The organism is Cardinium endosymbiont of Nabis limbatus, from assembly GCF_965196625.1.
Classification (GTDB): domain Bacteria; phylum Bacteroidota; class Bacteroidia; order Cytophagales; family Amoebophilaceae; genus Cardinium.
The window spans coordinates 1106837-1124786 of the sequence record NZ_OZ239769.1 but is presented as its reverse complement, the minus strand read 5'-3'; the positions used below and the strand labels follow the sequence as shown (position 1 = coordinate 1124786).

Below are 17950 nucleotides of genomic sequence, written 5' to 3'. Positions count from 1 at the left end.
ATATTACTTAAAGAGGTGGTAGTATAATCTATTGATGTCGCATGCCCCAAATCAAGCTTCTTGTTATGTATAGTTGGTCATTCACCTAAGCAGATAGCTCCAAAAGGAAAGAATACGTATTGAATTTGAATTGAAATGATAAAAAAAATACAAACGTTTTCACTTTTTGTTGGGTTATCGTTATGGTTGGTAGGCCATCATCCAGCTTTTGCTGAATCATCTTGCACGGATCTAGTGCCGCAAAATAATTTTTTTTCTAAAAATGAACATTCTATTTTAAATTTTGGTATAAAAGGCTGGGCTAAGGGCACTAAAAAAACCATTCAAAAACATTGGGCCATTGGTGGGGAAATGGCCGTTGGCCCTGTTATAGAATGGCATCCTTTAAATGGAATAGGCATTCAAACAGGTTTGTTGTATAGCTATAACGCTTTTTATACGGTAGATTTTTCTATTGACCGTAAGCGGCTACTAGATACAGGTTTGTTGGCCTTTTGGTCTCGTTTGGGTAAAGAAATTAATGCTTTATCTGCTAAAAATGAAGGTTATGTAGTGCATGCTGCTTTGGTCAATATACAATTTCATGCAATAACTATCCCTTTATTTTTTCGGTTCTACCCAGAAAAAAGTCGGAAGTGGGTATGCTATGGGGGGCCTCGTTTGATATTGATTTTTTTTGATCTAAAGAGAAAACAATATTGCCCTGTCTGTATTAATACCTCTATAATCAAAGGTATATTGTATAATCTTTTAACATTAGGTAAGTGTATTGCTGACCAACGTAGCATTACGGGTCGAGATATACAAGATCTAACTAAAAGAGGGCTATATGAAATATGTTGTTCTACTTTTAAGATTAACTCTGATAGCGATCAAAATTCCCTCCCTAATCATAAGGTTTGGCATTGGGATTTTGGTTGGGATTTTGGCATTGAGTTTAGAGGAAGTTCTGGGATTGTAATAGGTATGAATGGGTTGGGGCTTGTATTGGGCTATGATTTTGTGAGGCGGAAAAATACATTGTAATTATAATTGTCTGTATAGGCTGTTCATATGCAGCTAGGCCACTGGCCTGCCCATAAAAAGTTTGGCATACAGTAAAGTAAGGAAACGCATGGTTGTTCAGCGGGAAAAACAGAACTCGCCCGCGTAGCGGGCTCAGACAAGCCGTTTTTCTGATCCGCTGAACAGTCATGCGTCCAAATACTACAAGTTTACTGAAGCGCCAAGTTTTTTTATGGGCAGGCCAGTGGCACCTTAAGTTGATGCAACTGCAAGATAGATTGAAGCGAATGTAATGAATGTGTTATTTTGTTTGATATTCAGCATTATATCTAAAAGTAGGAAAAACGCGCCCTTGGAAAAAGTTGCGATCAGAAAGCACAGCTTACAGATGAAAAGAAAAACAGTTTTCAGGGAGGGATTGCAGGATGGCTCCTGTTTTTCCAGCTGTAAGCTGTGCTTTCAGCAGCTTTTTCCATCAGCGCTTGATTTTTTGGTTACTTTTTTATCAAGCAAAAAGTAACATTAAAAATTCCTTTTTACCATTGATTTGAGCAGGTACTATACCTTTATCTACCAATACGTTATGCAACTAGAAGCACAATATCTTTCAGGCCTTTTACTCTTTAAACCTACGCTATATTACGATAGCAGAGGCTATTTTTTTGAATCATACCATCAAGAAAAATATAAGGCACTAGGGTTAGATGTTTCTTTTATACAAGAAAATCAATCTTTATCTAAAAAAGGAACCATTCGTGGGCTGCATTATCAATTAGCGCCCCATGCACAAGCGAAACTGGTTCGTGTGGTACAAGGGGTTATATGGGATGTAGTAGTAGACTTGCGCAAAGAAATGGATACTTTTGGAAAATGGCAGGGCTTTTTACTTTCTTCAGAAAATCAGCATCAGCTTTTTGTACCTAAAGGCTTTGCGCATGGCTTTATAGCGTTAAGCAGCGAAGCGATTCTAGCCTATAAATGCGATGCCTACCATTTCCCAGATGCAGAACAGGGCATTCATTTTCAAGATCCTACTTTACATATTCCTTGGGCAGATTATGCAAAACCTCAAATTGTTTCATCAAGAGATGCCGCACTTCCGCTGTTTCAAGCGGCAGTTTTTAATTTTTAATTTTTATTTTATTTATTCATCTTATTGGCGGCGACAATAGCATATGAAATGAAAATTAATGATATATCATCACAAAAAAACTTTTTAAATAATCTTTTAGAACTACCCATTCATTTTCAAGATTTTACTTTACACCTTCCTTGGAAAGATCTGGATATAATTTTGGGCTATCCGAATAAGAAGGAGGCGGAGTCATGAAATTTATATTATTTGACATAGGATTAGCTACTGGTGGATATTGTTGAATTGGATAGGGCGATGTTGTTGCATTAGTAGATGAATTTGCTTTATTGTTTTTTTTCTTCCTTATTTCCGCAAGAATACCCTGCACATAATTGATTTTAAGGTTTATCTCGTTCATCGCTATCAAATTAAGTCTTATTTGCTTTGCCTTATGTGTACTACATAACGCTGGATTCGTACATATTGTTTCTTGTTCCTTTTCTAACGCTTTTTTTCTGTTTTCGTATTTCTCTAGTTTGTCTTTATAGATATATAAAGGTTTTTTGTTGCGGAGAAACTTATTGATTATTTTTAATTTATATTCTTTAATCTTTAACTTGGTTGGTCGATATTTACTTATTATATCCTGCATCTCTTCTTCATCAAATGAACGGTTGTTGCCTTTTTGACAATTTTTGCACACATTAGATGCAGTAGTTGTACGACGCGTATCAGTAAAACTGGCTACAGGATTGCGATCAAACCCATGATCAGTGTATGGGGGAGGGGGTTCATATTCATATTCAGGAGCGCTTGGCTCTACGTTGTCCTGAAGATTTTCCTCTTCTTCTTCCTCTTTTCTTTCCTCTTCTTCTTCCTCTTTTCTTTGACTTTTTAGGAGACTTATTTCTTCCTCTACGCTTTCCTTATCTGCTAATAATTTTTCTTCTATCTTCTTTTTTATCTCCTCATCATCCTCATCACCTTCATTATCTTTTTTCCCTTCTTTCCCCTTAATAGGCTCATTGTTTTTTGTTTCTGGTGATGTTGGTGGAGGTGGTGTTGCTATGTTTATGTTTGTCGATTTATCGACTGGCCTTTTAGAACAATCACAATCAGCTGCTATAGCACAAAATAAGATGCAATGTAAAATAGTGTATAGGATAGATTTTTGTAATGAAATGTTTTGCATAACAATGGTTTTATAAGATATGTACCTTTCCCTCTTTTATTGCTCTTTCAGCTTATTTTGATAATATACAATAAAACAGGTACAAGAAATAATGACTCCGGCGCCCAAGCAAGTGCTAACGGTTGGCCACTCTTGGAAAAAAAGATAGCCGAATAGGATAGAAAGGACCCATTCGGTATACTTCATAGGTGCTAAGGAGGCTACATCTGACTGCTGCAAGGCTTTTAATAAAAAATAAAGAATGAGGTTGCTGCCAATGCCCAGTATGCTTAAAAAGCCTAATTCAAATAGGGTAGGGGGGGTCCAGAAATAGCAAGCTACTGGTAACATGCAGCAAGAGGCAATCAAATTGGAGAAGAAAAGCATAGAAAGGATCGGCTCGGATGTAACATACTTTTTATTAATGATGTCCAATGAGGCAAAAACAATGGTTGCTGATATACAAGATAAAGCTGCACCATTATACATGGTCGGACGCAATATTAAAGCCATCCCGATACAAGTCAATAGGGTGGCCATCCATATGGGCAGGGCAACTTTCTCTTTAAGAAAGATTCTTGCTAAAAGCAGTACAAAAATAGGATTGGTAAATCCGATTACTGTGGCGCTACTTATGGCCATTTGGGTGAGGCTATAGGCATATAAACCCATTGCAATGGATAAAAATAGCCCCCGAAATAGATGCAAGAGTGGACGTTGTGTTTTAAAAGAGCCCTTTTGGTAGATAAAAGGTACCAAAACCAAACTACCAAATGTAAAACGAAAAAAACAGATTTGGCAAGCGGTTAACCCTCTAACTAAATATTTGGTAACCAAATCATTGAAGCAACTTGAAAGTATACTCAGCAATAGCCAAAACAATGATTGTACATAGGTGTTCTTTGGAAGATGCATCTGCTTTAAAGAATTGATTTTTTTAAAAACTCCCAAAAGGTTGCTGCAGAAAACGTTCTGCTTCTAATGCAGCCATACAGCCTGTTCCAGCAGCGGTTACCGCTTGTCTGTAATGGGGATCTTGAATGTCTCCAGCCGCAAATACGCCAGGAATATTGGTTTGTGTAGTGCCTGGTTTGGTTTGAATATACCCTTGTGGGTCTACTGCTATATAAGGTAAAAAGGGCAAACTATTGGGTTGATGACCTATGGCAACAAATAACCCAGCGGCTGCTATAGCAGTAGTCTTTTTAGAAGCGGTATGTATGACCTTTATCGCTTCTACTTGCGTTTGCCCTATTATATCTTGCACTTCTGTCTGAAAAGAGATTTGAATATTTGCATTTTTAAAAACCCGTTCTTGCATAATTTTACTGGCACGCATTTGGTCTTTGCGCACTAGGAGATGAACTTTTTGGCAAAGTTTGGCTAAATAGAGTGATTCCTCTGCTGCTGTATCGCCTCCGCCGACTACTACAACGGTTTTATCCTTAAAAAAGAAGCCATCGCAAATGGCACAGGCAGAAACACCTCTGCCATATAACCTTTTTTCTGCGGGCAACCCAAGCCATTTTGCAGAGGCACCAGCCGCAATGATCACAGATTGTACAAGCAGCTCTACAGAGCTGTCTAATGTTAACCGCCGTGGATAGGCAGCAAAATCCACTTTTACAACGGTACCGGTTTTAACAACTGTGCCAAATCGCTCTGCTTGCGCTTGAAAGTCTTCCATCATAGCCGGACCCGTTACGCCATTCCTATAGCCAGGATAGTTCTCTACCTCCCCTGTAATGGTTAATTGACCACCTGGGTTAGGGCCTTCGTATAAAACGGGATGCAGGCCTGCTCGAGCAGCATAAATCGCAGCCGTATAACCAGCTGGACCACCTCCAATAATAATAAGCGGTATAGAAGACATAAATTTTAAAATAGACCCCTTACCCTAGATAGCACTTGAGTGTTTCACTACTCACGGCTGCTTTTAGTTTTTTAATACCTTTTTCTTTTACTTGACGTACGCGCTCTCGTGTGAGCCCAAAGCGGCCCCCTATTTCTTCTAGGGTCAATACCTCTGTATTGTTAAGACCAAAATAATAGCAGAGTACATCCCGTTCTCTAGGGGTAAGTACAGCCAATGCGCGTTGGATTTCTTTACACAAAGAATCATTCATTAACTCACTATCTGGCTTTTTTTCTACGTCACTTTCCAATACATCTAATAGACTGTTTTCTTCACCCTGTAAAAAGGGAGCATCTACAGAAATATGGCGTCCTGCAACCTTTAACGCACCATGTACCTCTTCTGGATCGACCTCTAAGAATTGAGCCAATTCTTCAACTGTAGGCTCTCTTTCATATTTTTGCTCCAAGCGCGAAAAGGTTCTAGAAATCTTGCTCAGCGAGCTGATGCGATTCAATGGCAACCGTACAATTCTAGCCTGCTCAGCTAGGGCTTGCAATATCGATTGTCTAATCCACCAAACTGCATAAGAGATAAACTTAAATCCTCTTTTTTCGTCAAACCGCTGGGCAGATTTAATGAGACCAAGGTTGCCTTCATTAATCAAATCACTTAAAGATAATCCTTGATTTTGATATTGCTTGGCTACAGAAACCACAAACCTAAGATTGGCCTTCGTGAGCCTTTCAAAAGCAGCTCTATCACCCATTCTAATTTTTTTGGAAAGTTCAACCTCTTCATCAGCACTGAGCAATGGGACCCTGCCAATTTCCTGAAGGTATTTGTCTAAGGATTGACTTTCACGATTTGTGATCTGTTTGCTTATCTTCAGTTGTCTCATAGTTTGCTAAAGTTAAATAAATGTAAAAAGTAGGATCCGTCCAGCTGGTGTAGCGCCACTACCCTCCAGCTGCTACAACGTCAGGGGATAGCAATATCTTCCGTGATAATCTATATTTACCTGTTTTAGGATCTACACCAATCAGTTTTACCTGTAATTCTTCTCCGATTTCTAATACACTTTCTAAATTTTCAATCCGTTCTAAGCGGACCTCTGAAACATGCAAAAATCCATCTTTACCAGGCATAAACTCTACAAATGCGCCATAGTTTAAGACAGATTTAACTTTTCCTATATATACTTCACCGATGGTTGGCTTGGCAATAATTTTTTCTATTCTACCAGAGGCTTTTTGCAGCATTTCTTGATTTCCAGAAAATATGGTCACAATACCCTTATGCCCCTGTTCAACAATATCTATATGGGTAGCGGTTTCTTTTTGAATTTCTTGTATCACCTTTCCGCCTGGCCCAATGATGGCGCCAATCATTTCTTTTTCAATCTCTATAGTGACAATTTTAGGGGCATGTGGTTTACCCTCTGAACGAGGGGTTGCGATGGTTTCTTCCATTTTTTGAAGAATGTGTAGCCTGCCTGATTTAGCCTGAAGTAGCGCTTTTTCTAGCATTTCATAGGAAATACCAGCTACTTTCATATCCATTTGGCATGCAGTAATCCCTTGATGGGTGCCTGTTACCTTAAAATCCATATCACCGATATGGTCTTCATCTCCCAAGATATCAGATAAAACAGCAAAGCGGCCTGTAGCAGGATCTGTAATCATACCCATGGCAATACCTGAAACAGCTGCTTTAATGGGAATGCCTGCATCCATTAGGGCCAGAGAACCTGCACAAACAGTGGCCATAGAGGAAGATCCATTTGATTCAAGAATGTCAGATACCACACGTATCGTATATAAATTTTCTTTATCAGGTGGTAAAACCGCTTTTAATGCCCGCATAGCTAAGTTGCCATGACCTATTTCTCGACGAGAAGGTCCTCTATTGGGTTTGACTTCTCCAGTAGAAAAACCAGGAAAATTATAATGAAGCATAAAACGGTTATAGCCATCTTCCATTGCTCTATCAATGATTTGTTCATCAAACTTGCTCCCAAGGGTAACCGTAGTAAGTGATTGTGTTTCACCTCTTGTAAAGAGTGCAGAACCATGTGCAGAGGGTAGGTAATCTATTTCAGATTCAATCGATCTAATTTCGTCTAGTTGACGGCCATCTAAACGAATGCTTTCATTTAATATAAGTTCGCGAATGGCTTGATTTTGAAGTTCAAGCAGAAATGTCTTCTGCCCTGCCACAGGCACCTCCTGACCATTTTGGTCCTTGGTAAGTTGTTCGTTGTAACGATGTCCTACGGCCATAAAAGCTTCTTTACGCAATGCTTTAGAAGGTATATGTTGTTTGGCAACTGCATATATATCGGCATAAATGGCCTCACGCAAAGCAGCTGGATAGAGTGGTGTACCATCTGTGTCGCTGGTTTTATCTATTTTTTTCTCTACGCCAACTGCCTGCATAAGTTCTCGCTGCACTTGACAGTGTAGTTTGATCGCATCATGGGCGTAGCGAATTACAGCGATCATATCTGCTTCTTGCACCTCACTCATTTCACCCTCTACCATGAGTATGTGGTCATCGCTGGCAGCTACCATAAGGTTCATATCCGCCTTTTCAAGTAGGTTAGAAGGTGGATTGATTAAAAAAGCACCCTCTATACGTGCCACACGGACCTCAGAAATGGGCCCATGGAATGGAATAGAAGAAATAGATAAAGCGGAAGAGGCTGCTAAAGCAGCAAGCGCATCTGGTAAAATGGTCTCATCAGCAGATATCAATGATATATTCATTTGAATCTCACTATTAAATCCTTTTGGGAAAAGAGGGCGAATGGCACGATCGACCAATCTAGCGATAAGGATCTCATGGTCTCCTAGCCTCCCTTCTCGCTTGAGAAAGCCGCCAGGTATTTTACCAGAAGCCGCAAATTTTTCTTGGTAGTCTACAGAAAGGGGTAAAAAGTTAAAAGCGCCTTCTTCTGCAGCTGCTTTGGCCACTACAGCCGCTAAGAGCATCGTATTGCCCATGCGGATCAGAACGGAGCCATCAGCTTGCGTGGCTAATTTACCCGTCTCTATAGTAATGATTCGATTGTCTGGTAACTCTATTGTTTTTGAAATGCGTTTTCTGAGCATAATAGGTATGATGGAATGATGATATACAACGGTATGAAATTTTATATTTATTTATTAGAGAGCAGGAAATAAAATATATATAATAAAACCTTTCCTATACAACCTTAGTGCATGACTATACTATTGGATATAGGAAAAGTTTTAAAAAAAACCAAATGGCATAACGTAACAAAAGGATATTGACTACTTTCTTAAACCAAGGTTGGTAATGATATCTCTATAGCGGCTTAGATCTACTTTTTTAAGATAGGCTAATAACCTTTTGCGCCTACCTACTAATTTTAAAAGACCTAATTTTGCAGCATGATCTTTCTTTTTAACACTTAAGTGCTCTGTTAAATGTTTAATTCTGTAGGTAAACAATGCAATTTGTGATTCAGAGGAACCACTGTCTTGCTGAGATTTTTTAAATCCAAAAACTTTAAACAGATTGTCTTTTTCTGAATTGTTGAATGTAAAGGTCTTAAAAAGTTCTTCCTTATTGTCTGTATTTTGATTGGTCAGCTTCATAGTGTTTATTTAGAATAAATTTCAACTTCTCCTGAGCAAATTTAACCATAAAATCACCCATTCGCAAATGCAAGGCGGCATTCATTCAGCTGTATGGCAAAACGATCCGAAAACAAGCAGGAAAGTAGTGAACAAAGACTTTATCGTACTTTCTTAAAGAGTCCTGGTAGGCTACTAAAGAAACTGGGACCTTCTTTATGTACTTTTTTCATCATTTTATAGATCAAATCAAATTGCTTCAGCAACTGATTGACCTCTTGGATGGTTGTTCCGCTGCCCCGTGCAATGCGTTCACGGCGGCTTCGATCAATAATATGGGGATTTTTTCTTTCTTTAGGCGTCATAGAGGCGATGATTACTTCGCAGCTTTTAAATACATCCTCGTCTAAAGGTAGATCTTGCGTTATTTTTCCTAGGCCGGGCAGCATGCTAACTATTTCTTTGAGGTTGCCTATTTTTTTAATTTGTTCAATTTGTTTGACCAAATCTTCTAAATTAAACTGATTGGTTTTTATTTTTTGCTCTAAACGGCGTTGTTGTTCTTCGTTGTATACCTCTTCTGCGCGTTCTACAAAGGAGATCACATCTCCCATGCCCAGAATACGACTGGCCATACGGTCTGGATGAAAAAGATCTAGATCTTGCATCTTTTCACCTGTACTGATAAACTTAATGGGTTTATCTACCATACTTCGAATGGAAAGTGCTGCGCCTCCACGGGCATCTCCATCTAGTTTGGTTAATACTACGCCATCAAAGTTAAGCTGCTCATTAAACGCTTGTGCAGTGGTAACTGCGTCTTGGCCTGCCATGGCATCCACTACGAAAAGTGTTTCAGATGGTTTTAAGCTTTCTTTCAGCATGCGAATCTCTTGCATCATCTCTTTGTCAATAGCCAAACGGCCTGCTGTATCTACAATTACAAGGTCGATTGCGTTTTGTTTGGCCGCTTGAATGGCATTTTGCGCAATGGTATGGGGGTTTTTTTCTTCTGGTTCTGTATAAACGCTTACATTGAGTTCTGTACCTAGTTTTTTAAGTTGGTCCGTTGCTGCAGGCCTATAGACGTCACAAGCTACTAAGAGGGGTGTTTTGTTTTTCTTTTTGTAGTAATGTGCCAACTTGGCTGTTAGGGTTGTTTTTCCGGCTCCTTGTAGCCCGGCTACGAGTATAATAGCTGGATGGCCGGTAAGACGCACTTCACTATGCATGCCACCCATTAAGTCGGTTAAGGCATCTTGGACCAGTTTTGTAAAGAGCTGACCGGGTGAAACCGATGTAAGCACATTGGTGCCAATGGCTTTTTGTTTAATGGCATCTGTAACTTGTTTGGCTACTTTGTAGTGCACGTCTGCCTGAACCAAGCTTCTACGGATTTCTTTTATCGTGGAAGCAATGTTTATTTCTGTAATGCGACCTTGCCCTTTTAAGGATTTTATCGCTTTTTCTAAATTTTTACTAAGGCTTTGAAACATAGCATGTATAATTTTTATTCCCATACTTCTATTTGAAATGCGCTTATGCTCTGGAATTTGTAGAAGATACGGCGCGGAAAACCGGAGCGTACTAAATGTACGTGAGGATTTGAGCACCGGATCGACGAGCAAATTACCAGCAGAAGTAGCATTTCAATAGAAGTCTAAACCTGTTTACGGAATCGTTTGGTAATAAAGCGTACTACAATTTTCTTTCTTTAAAACCATTTCAGCGATGGTTTGAACCGCTTCTAAGTCAACTTGCCTAATATACTCAATTTTCTTGTTTGCTAAGTTGGTATCACCCTCTAAAGTGGCGTTTGCCAATTCTTGCGCACGATGTATGAGGTGTACTTGTCCAAAGACCAATTGTGCTTCCATCTGATTTTTTACCTTTTCTAGTGCAGCAAGTGGGGTATCCTTTATTTGTTTCAATACTTCTATTAAAGCACTTTCTGCTGCTTCGAATGGGATTTTTTCAGTTAAACTTCCGCTTATAACAAATAGACCAGGGTCAAGTGATTCTGTGGTATAGGCATCTATTCTGGTGTATAGGGCTTGTTTTTCTACTAGGTTTGCATGTAGCAAAGAAGACTTTCCTTCGCCGAGTAGGTTGCACAATACTTCTGCTGCATAGTAGCCAGGCATACCTTTTCCTGGCATATGATAGGCTTTATATAGCATAGGGAAGGGCACATTACCTTGCACTGCTTTGTGCCTAGGTTGCGTTTGATCTGGTTCTTGAGGCAAGAATCTATGGTAAGGCGGGCCGGCTGGAATGGGTTCAAACCATTTTTTACATAATGCGGCTACTTGTGGCGTAGTCACCTTGCCGGCAACGACTAAAATGGCCTGGTTGGGCCTGTAGAACTTGTAAAAAAAGGCTTTTACATCATCCATAGTAATGGCTTCTATGTGGCTTAATGATTGACCAATGGTGGGCCATTTGTAGGGGTGTGTGGTATAGGCCATATTGGTGAGATGGTGCCATGCATCGCCATAAGGTTGGTTGAGGTAGCGTTCTTTAAACTCTTCTATGACTACTTTGCGTTGTACTTCGAGTGCTTTTTCATTAAATGCGAGTCCAAGCATGCGGTCGGACTCAAGCCAAAAAGCGGTTTCTAAGTTTACAGCAGGTAGGGAACAATAGTAATTGGTTAAGTCTGTAGTCGTATAGGCGTTGTTGTCACCGCCTACTTGTTGCAACGGGGTGTCGTAAGTGGGAATGTTACATGAGCCGCCAAACATTAAATGTTCAAATAAATGGGCAAAGCCTGTTTGCAAGGGATGCTCATCTCGTGCGCCTACATCATACATCAGGTTCATGACCGCAATATGGCTGGTTGGATCTTCATGTACAATCACTTGTAGGCCATTGGACAAAGTAAATTTTTCAAAATGAATCATTTTAGGTATAGGGTCAAATAAATAAAGAATCGCTATAGTAGATTACCCCCGGTAATCGGTGGTATGGCGGATGGGGTAACCATTCCATGAAAAGATTGATAGACACGCCCAACTAGATAAATATCGGTAAAACGGCCGTCTCGTAGCCTTGTAAAATTTACTTGCAGTGGACCGCCTTTCGTGATGGCGGTTATAGGGCGCTTTAATCCATAATAGGCACTCGAAACCAGTGCACTGGCCACAACGCCTGTCCCACAGGATAAGGGTTCGGATGGTAGTCCACATTCACAAGTGCGGACTAGAATGGTATCTTCTGCTGCCAACTGGACAAAGTTGAGGTTCACCCCCTCCTCTTCAAATGGGTGCATATTTCTTCTTGGAAAACCAACTGCTTGCATATCAACCCTTTCAATGGCATCTACTATTTCTACATAATGGCGTGTGCCATTGTCTAGGAAATAGCCTTTATCTAGTGGTTGGATGCTATGAATATCCTGTAAGCTTAGCCCAATAAGGTCTGCCTGTATATAACCGGTATGTAGGCCGTCTATAGCCATAAAATGGGCTTTTGTATCGATGATGCCCAATTGCTGTGCATAGTGCAGCGCGGAGCGGCTTCCATTGCCACAGAGCCCCCCACCTTGGCTGCCATCTGCATTATAGTGCAATAGGGCAAAGTCACAACCTGCTTTTTTTTCAATGGTAATGATTCCATCTGCACCAATGCCAAATTGCCGATGGCAGAGTTGTTGGGTTACGATAGGGTCATATATATAAGCTTGGTCCTTAAAATTATTAATGATAATAAAATCATTTCCGGCGGCTTGGTACTTGGCAAATGTAAGTTGCATGGAGGCTATTTCAGTAAGTTAAAAACCCTATAAAATCCGCAGGAGTCCCGCTAAAAGGATCTAAACGAAGGCAAAATCTAGTAAAAAACGGCTGAATATACAAATAACTTCTTGAAAGTGTAAGGAGGAATCATTTGCGTAATGTGTGTTTATAGTGATTTCACTAGGTAAAAGGTGGGTTTACTTACAGCGATTTTGCTTTAAATACCATCTTGGTGAGGGGGTTGGATGTGTATAAGTGGGTCATAGTCTTTGACTGTATAACAAAAAATGCTTATCATCGTCTCTATTTACGGGTGTATTGTATCGTTTTTATATTGCATTGTTTTTATGTTGTCATTCCAAGCTTTGCTGCTTACGCTTATGGCCATCTCCTTTTTTGTACTGCGGTCTTCTTATATAAGATCTTCTTATGTAAGAGAAAAGCTGGTCAAACTGAAACCAAGTAATATTGCAATAGGATATACCGGTTTTTATGTGCTCATCACTACTGCTGTATTAAGTTATATAGGCAAAGGTCTTATTTATTGGTATACCCTCCAATTTGCTGCAGGTGTTTGGCTGATAGGTTATGCGATTCTTTCCAAAAAAGAAGTGCCATCTTCTGAAATTACTCGATTTTGGCTTATGGGTTCGCTATTTTGTCTTCCTGTCAATTTGCTTTGGCATTGGTGGCGTGTATCTGATTATTCATTTTTATTAAAGCTATCTCTAGCACATTTGTCTGTAATCTTATCTGTATTTCCCTTGCCCTTAGGTATAGCCATGCTGGTAGCTATGGTATGGGCTATTATTTATGTCTTTTGCGCTGCGGATGGTCCGATAGAACTAACGGATGATATGATCTCTTTATTTGGATTTAGTGTATTGATTTTCACTATGATTATTTACATTAAAATTCAAATAGCTGATTATAGAGCCCATAACCGTTACGTAAAAAATAAAGCAAAACTGAAACGCGCGCAGCACTATAAGCGAAGGTTAAAACAAACGATTCATAACTTGCATTTCCGTGCTGCGGAGGGTTATTCGGAAAGAGATGCTATTGCTTTAAAGGAAGTTGTGGAAGAGGTGATGGAGTCTTCTTTATTTTTAGAGGATGATGCCCTGTATAAGGAAGACTTTGGTACTATTGTCAATAAGTTTGCTGCGTGGTCTATTTTTTTAAAGCAACATGCTGCATCTAAAGTGCATTTGCCCCTGCTGCCAACTGAAATTGCGCTAGATGCACTCATTCAGCAATTAGAAATTGTTTTAAATGATTCCGTTGAATCTGCTCCAAAGCTGATAGTGGATGCAAAAAATGTTGATTTGAGTAGCAAAGTTGTATGTGATGTGGGCCAGGTAATGCATCTATTGGGTACGGTTATTTTGCGTGTTGCGCACCTAGATCAAGATACATCTATACGCATTCAACTATATGCCACTCGGTTAAAGTATTATAAATATGGCCCTGTTAAAAAACAACGCCCTCCCCAAATAACCTTTCCAGCTATTGCTTTGGTCGTGAGCAGTGCAGATACGCCTTTGGGCACGTTGCCTTCCATTCATACCCATTATGAGGATATTACAGAAGGAATAGAACTTGTAGGGGCACTTAACCAGGTTATTGCAGACTGGGTCAATGTGCAGAAGCAGCCGATAGAAAGGATTGTGCGTGCCCACTATGGTTATTTGCAATTTCCCTCTCCTAAACAAAAATCAGTCCTATTGGTATTGCCTTGTAATGTGACCGCCATTCGGGATGGGCTGATTTCTAATGTAATTTCTTCCAATAGTTTTGTAACCAAGAGTGAAATGGATGCTTCCATGGTAGTGCTCATGAAATTTAGTGACTATGTTTGCAAAATGTGTGATATGCGTATCAGTGTGATGGATGAAATATTTTTGTTGCTGAGGCGTTGTTATGCTTTTAGGCGGCATGCATCAGGGGAATTGTTCTATGTTCGTGCGGTAGGCATTGCGCGGTTGGTAGCAGACTGGGTAGCCTACGTTCCCGAACCAATCTGTGCTGCTTTGTTGTATGATTTAGTTGTGTATACCGACTTGCCTCTTTCATATATTAAGGCTAATTATAGCTTAGATATTTTTTCTTTTGTACAATCTATTGTATCTATAGAAGAGCGCCCAGAGATAGAGCCATCTGGGCTTTATGTGGATAATCAGCGCAATAAGGTGGTTAACCAAGATCAACTTTTTGTGCTTTGTATTAAATTGGCCGAACGGCTCTATGACTTGCGCCATGCCTATGGTTATGTCCATAAGGTGCAGGTAATAGATATGGCAAAGGAGACCCTTACCGTAGATATTTGTTTGGCAAAGAGATACTTAGATAGCGATATAGTAGAGGCACTGGAAATGGCTGCTCAAGAGGTATTGCAGATGTGCCTTGACAAAGGATAATGATAATAAAATAAATGATAAAATAGTGATTACTAGTTTATTGGGTCTATGTAGTCTAATATTAATAGGATGCAATAAGCCTGGCCCTAATATGATGTTTTCAGTTTTTAAAAAAATTAAAATATTTAATAATTCTGATACAAAATCTAGTGTTAAAAACAATTTTGTCCAAAACAACATTAAATGTACTAATAGTGATGTAATAGTAAGTTATAAAATTGACAAGAATGATCAGCTTCGCCTTCATCGTTTATTTAAACCTGACCCGGATTCTAAATTTGATCCTAAGTTATGGGAAGAAGAAAGAACGAATCGGAATAAACATCAACAATACTACAACTTCTTTGCAGAACTCATCCCCCGGGAATACAGGAAAGGGATTCAATATGTTAGAATATTCGATCGAGGAGATAGTTCTGAATTGGCCCGTATGGGTCCTAAAAACTGGAATAATCTAAAGATCTTCGAATTGGAAATGGCATTTAACTTATTTGATATAAAATTTTGTTATTTTCGTGAAATACTAGACTACCCCCGTATCGTTTTTACAATGCTCCATGAATTCGGTCATTATTTGACAATGAATCAAGATCAACGATATTGTGTAAGGGGCGGACCCTTCTATAAAGATGAATCAATTATTAAACAAATCAATCTCCTATATTATGCTCATGATGAATCATACGGTTTGTTGGACCCTGAACGTAACCAGGAAGATATTGCTGAGGGATATGAAACTAATTATCAACGAATACAAGAACTTCTCTCTAAACGTAAAGGAGAACTTTTACAAAACGGTGTATTTGTCAGGCGGTATTCAACAAAATCTGTCGAAGAAGATGCCGCTGATACTTTTGCCTATTTTGTTCTTCTTGACGAACGCCCGGAACCAGGCATTAGCCTATTAGGGGATAAGGTCCTACTATTTTGTCAATACCCTAAAATGGCCAAAATCAGAAAAGCGATTCGCGATAACCTCAAGAAATTAGGCGTCGGCCCCAATATGCCTCAAGATGAGCTCGAGGCATTACGCATCAAATTGCAAACCCCAAATGCCAACTAACTGATCAAGATGGTTTTGGCAGCAGCTTGGAAATAAAATAAATAATGCAGAAATTGCACTGCTTACTTTCTCTATTACGAAAAAGATCGCCCTTGTAAAAAGCTGCGATCAGAAAGTGCAGCTTACAGATGAAAAGAAAAACAGTTGCAGTGAGGGCTTTGTAGGGTGGCTCCTGTTTTTCCAGCTGTAAGGTATGCTTTCAGCAACTTTTTACACAGGGCTTGATTTTTTGTCCACTTTTTGATCAAGCAAAAAGTGGTAGGCGTATCATCCTATTGATGAGTAGCATATAAATTCCTTATTGATTACACAAATGGCGCATCCAAAACGATATACGGTTACTGCTGCACTTCCTTATGCAAATGGACCCATCCACTTAGGCCATGTGGCGGGGGCCTATCTTCCTGCTGACATCTATGTCCGTTATTTACGGCAAAAAAAAGCTACCGTAGTCTTTATCACTGGTTCTGATGAACATGGCGTGCCGGTAGTGATTCGTGCTCAACAAGAGGGCAGTACGCCGCAAAAGGTAGTGGATAAATACCACACCCTTATTAAAGAATCCCTCCAGGGGCTGGATATTAGTTTTGATATCTTTGCACGCACTTCTTCACCTACCCATTATGAGACGGCAGCTAACTTTTTTAAGACATTACACGAAAAAGGCATATTTGAGGTCTATGAAACAGAACAATATTACGACCCTGTTTGCAACCAATTTTTATCTGATCGTTATATCAAAGGGCGTTGCCCCAGTTGCAACCATCCCGATGCCTACGGCGACCAATGTGAAGCGTGTGGCCGCACATTGGGTCCAAAAGAATTGATTGACCCTGTTTCTGCCATTAGTGGGGCAAAACCTATTTTCAGGTCTACCAAGCATTGGTATCTACCTTTAAATAAATATGAGAACTGGCTTAAAAAATGGATTTTAGAAGAACATAAAGATTTTAAAACCAATGTATATGGCCAGTGCAAAGGCTGGCTAGAGCAAGGGCTGCAACCACGTGCCGTAACCCGTGATTTGGCTTGGGGCATTCCTGTTCCGCTGTCTGAAGCGACGGGAAAGGTGCTTTATGTTTGGTTCGATGCGCCCATTGGCTATATTAGTGCAACCAAAGAGTGGGCCAAAACACAACAGATAGACTGGGCACCTTTTTGGCAAGATCCTGATACCAGGTTGGTTCATTTTCTTGGAAAAGACAATATTGTATTCCATTGTATTATTTTTCCTATTATGCTTAAAGCCCATGGCAACTTTATTTTGCCCCAGCAGGTTCCAGCCAATGAATTTTTAAACCTAGAAGGCAAAAAAATTTCCACCTCCCGGAACCATGCGGTTTGGCTCCATGATTACTTGGCAGATTTTCCAGGTAAAGCAGATGTATTGCGTTATGTACTCTGTACCATTGCCCCAGAAAACAAAGACAGTGATTTTACTTGGCAAGACTTCCAAGATAAAAACAATCGTGAGCTAGTTGCCAACCTTGGCAACTTGGTACATAGAACCTTCAGTTTGGTCCATCGCTATTTTGGTGGATGCGTGCCGCCTAGTATCGCGCCTAGTGCAGCAGACCAAGCTTTGCTCGCTAGATTAGAGGATGCTTTTACAGAAGTTGGCAATGCCATAGAAGCGTTTAAATTTAAAGAAGCACTCCAATTGGCTATGGGTTATGCTGCATTGGGCAATAAGTATCTAACCGATCAGCGCCCATGGCATTTGGTTAAAAGCAACCTAGAGGAAGCGGGAACGGTGTTGCATATCACCCTGCAGCTCATCGCTACTGTAGCACTACTGATCAAGCCTTTTTTACCTACAACCAGTGAGAAAATGGCCCATATGTTGGGGCTACAAGAAACCAGTTGGGGGTCTACCAATCTGGTACAAGCAGGTGATCCGTTGGCGCCTCCTATCGTATTGTTTGAAAAAATTGAAGATGATGTCATTGCAGCACAACGGAAAAAGTTACAAAATAGATCTACTGAGACCGTAGTAGCCTGAAAACAGCTTTTCATACAAAA

14 protein-coding genes are annotated in these 17950 nt (G+C 39.9%); 5 read left to right on the top strand and 9 right to left on the bottom strand.

What is annotated here, in order from left to right:
- Positions 1-135 precede the first annotated feature (135 nt).
- Both ACOALF_RS04985 and rfbC read left to right on the top strand, forming a co-directional pair.
- Positions 136-1026: a hypothetical protein gene (locus ACOALF_RS04985; protein WP_419241396.1), complete on the top strand. Its 891-nt coding sequence runs from the start codon at positions 136-138 to the stop codon at positions 1024-1026.
- Between the two features lie 526 nt (positions 1027-1552).
- A complete protein-coding gene (gene rfbC / locus ACOALF_RS04980; RefSeq protein WP_419241395.1) occupies positions 1553-2137 on the top strand; it encodes a dTDP-4-dehydrorhamnose 3,5-epimerase in 585 nt (194 codons plus the stop codon).
- Positions 2138-2261: 124 nt separating this feature from the next.
- On the opposite strand, the gene ACOALF_RS04975 is transcribed toward rfbC, so the two are convergent.
- The 9 genes from ACOALF_RS04975 to dapF form a co-directional block, all read right to left on the bottom strand.
- The gene (locus tag ACOALF_RS04975; protein WP_419241394.1) at positions 2262-3272 is read right to left on the bottom strand and encodes a hypothetical protein; all 1011 of its coding nucleotides are present in this window, start codon (positions 3270-3272) and stop codon (positions 2262-2264) included.
- A gap of 36 nt (positions 3273-3308) precedes the next feature.
- Positions 3309-4166: a DMT family transporter gene (locus ACOALF_RS04970; RefSeq protein ID WP_419241393.1), complete on the bottom strand. Its 858-nt coding sequence runs from the start codon at positions 4164-4166 to the stop codon at positions 3309-3311.
- A gap of 22 nt (positions 4167-4188) precedes the next feature.
- Positions 4189-5124, bottom strand: a complete 936-nt coding sequence (gene trxB, locus ACOALF_RS04965) for a thioredoxin-disulfide reductase (protein ID WP_419241392.1) — start codon at positions 5122-5124, stop codon at positions 4189-4191.
- A 19-nt stretch (positions 5125-5143) separates the two neighbouring features.
- On the bottom strand, positions 5144-6007 hold the full coding sequence (locus ACOALF_RS04960; protein ID WP_419241391.1) for a sigma-70 family RNA polymerase sigma factor: 864 nt from the start codon (positions 6005-6007) through the stop codon (positions 5144-5146).
- Between the two features lie 58 nt (positions 6008-6065).
- Positions 6066-8219 carry a polyribonucleotide nucleotidyltransferase gene (locus tag ACOALF_RS04955; protein ID WP_419241390.1) on the bottom strand — a complete coding sequence of 718 codons (2154 nt, stop codon included), beginning with the start codon at positions 8217-8219 and terminating at the stop codon, positions 6066-6068.
- Between the two features lie 183 nt (positions 8220-8402).
- Positions 8403-8729 (bottom strand): 30S ribosomal protein S15, encoded by a 327-nt coding sequence (gene rpsO, locus ACOALF_RS04950; RefSeq protein ID WP_419241389.1) that lies wholly within the window; start codon positions 8727-8729, stop codon positions 8403-8405.
- A 140-nt stretch (positions 8730-8869) separates the two neighbouring features.
- Positions 8870-10204 (bottom strand): signal recognition particle protein, encoded by a 1335-nt coding sequence (gene ffh / locus ACOALF_RS04945; RefSeq protein ID WP_419241388.1) that lies wholly within the window; start codon positions 10202-10204, stop codon positions 8870-8872.
- Positions 10205-10378: 174 nt separating this feature from the next.
- Complete coding sequence (locus ACOALF_RS04940; protein ID WP_419241387.1) at positions 10379-11611, bottom strand: M16 family metallopeptidase; 1233 nt, start codon at positions 11609-11611, stop codon at positions 10379-10381.
- A 32-nt stretch (positions 11612-11643) separates the two neighbouring features.
- Positions 11644-12462: a diaminopimelate epimerase gene (gene dapF, locus ACOALF_RS04935; RefSeq protein WP_419241386.1), complete on the bottom strand. Its 819-nt coding sequence runs from the start codon at positions 12460-12462 to the stop codon at positions 11644-11646.
- Between the two features lie 330 nt (positions 12463-12792).
- Between dapF and ACOALF_RS04930 the strand changes: the two genes are divergently transcribed.
- From ACOALF_RS04930 to metG, 3 genes are all read left to right on the top strand, one after another.
- The gene (locus ACOALF_RS04930) at positions 12793-14865 is read left to right on the top strand and encodes an HD domain-containing protein (RefSeq protein WP_419241385.1); all 2073 of its coding nucleotides are present in this window, start codon (positions 12793-12795) and stop codon (positions 14863-14865) included.
- Between the two features lie 91 nt (positions 14866-14956).
- A complete protein-coding gene (locus tag ACOALF_RS04925; protein ID WP_419241384.1) occupies positions 14957-15928 on the top strand; it encodes a hypothetical protein in 972 nt (323 codons plus the stop codon).
- A gap of 313 nt (positions 15929-16241) precedes the next feature.
- The gene (gene metG, locus ACOALF_RS04920) at positions 16242-17930 is read left to right on the top strand and encodes a methionine--tRNA ligase (protein ID WP_419241383.1); all 1689 of its coding nucleotides are present in this window, start codon (positions 16242-16244) and stop codon (positions 17928-17930) included.
- The last annotated feature ends 20 nt before the right edge of the window (positions 17931-17950 follow it).

What these genes read in the sequence shown, in the direction of transcription:
- ACOALF_RS04985 (WP_419241396.1), top strand. Translation starts at nt 136, where the DNA reads ATGATAAAAAAAATACAAACGTTTTCACTTTTTGTTGGGTTATCGTTA.
- ACOALF_RS04975 (WP_419241394.1), bottom strand. Translation starts at nt 3,272, where the DNA reads ATGCAAAACATTTCATTACAAAAATCTATCCTATACACTATTTTACAT.
- ACOALF_RS04970 (WP_419241393.1), bottom strand. Translation starts at nt 4,166, where the DNA reads ATGCATCTTCCAAAGAACACCTATGTACAATCATTGTTTTGGCTATTG.
- trxB (WP_419241392.1), bottom strand. Translation starts at nt 5,124, where the DNA reads ATGTCTTCTATACCGCTTATTATTATTGGAGGTGGTCCAGCTGGTTAT.
- ACOALF_RS04960 (WP_419241391.1), bottom strand. Translation starts at nt 6,007, where the DNA reads ATGAGACAACTGAAGATAAGCAAACAGATCACAAATCGTGAAAGTCAA.
- ACOALF_RS04955 (WP_419241390.1), bottom strand. Translation starts at nt 8,219, where the DNA reads ATGCTCAGAAAACGCATTTCAAAAACAATAGAGTTACCAGACAATCGA.
- rpsO (WP_419241389.1), bottom strand. Translation starts at nt 8,729, where the DNA reads ATGAAGCTGACCAATCAAAATACAGACAATAAGGAAGAACTTTTTAAG.
- ffh (WP_419241388.1), bottom strand. Translation starts at nt 10,204, where the DNA reads ATGTTTCAAAGCCTTAGTAAAAATTTAGAAAAAGCGATAAAATCCTTA.
- ACOALF_RS04940 (WP_419241387.1), bottom strand. Translation starts at nt 11,611, where the DNA reads ATGATTCATTTTGAAAAATTTACTTTGTCCAATGGCCTACAAGTGATT.
- dapF (WP_419241386.1), bottom strand. Translation starts at nt 12,462, where the DNA reads ATGCAACTTACATTTGCCAAGTACCAAGCCGCCGGAAATGATTTTATT.
- ACOALF_RS04930 (WP_419241385.1), top strand. Translation starts at nt 12,793, where the DNA reads ATGTTGTCATTCCAAGCTTTGCTGCTTACGCTTATGGCCATCTCCTTT.
- ACOALF_RS04925 (WP_419241384.1), top strand. Translation starts at nt 14,957, where the DNA reads ATGATGTTTTCAGTTTTTAAAAAAATTAAAATATTTAATAATTCTGAT.
- metG (WP_419241383.1), top strand. Translation starts at nt 16,242, where the DNA reads ATGGCGCATCCAAAACGATATACGGTTACTGCTGCACTTCCTTATGCA.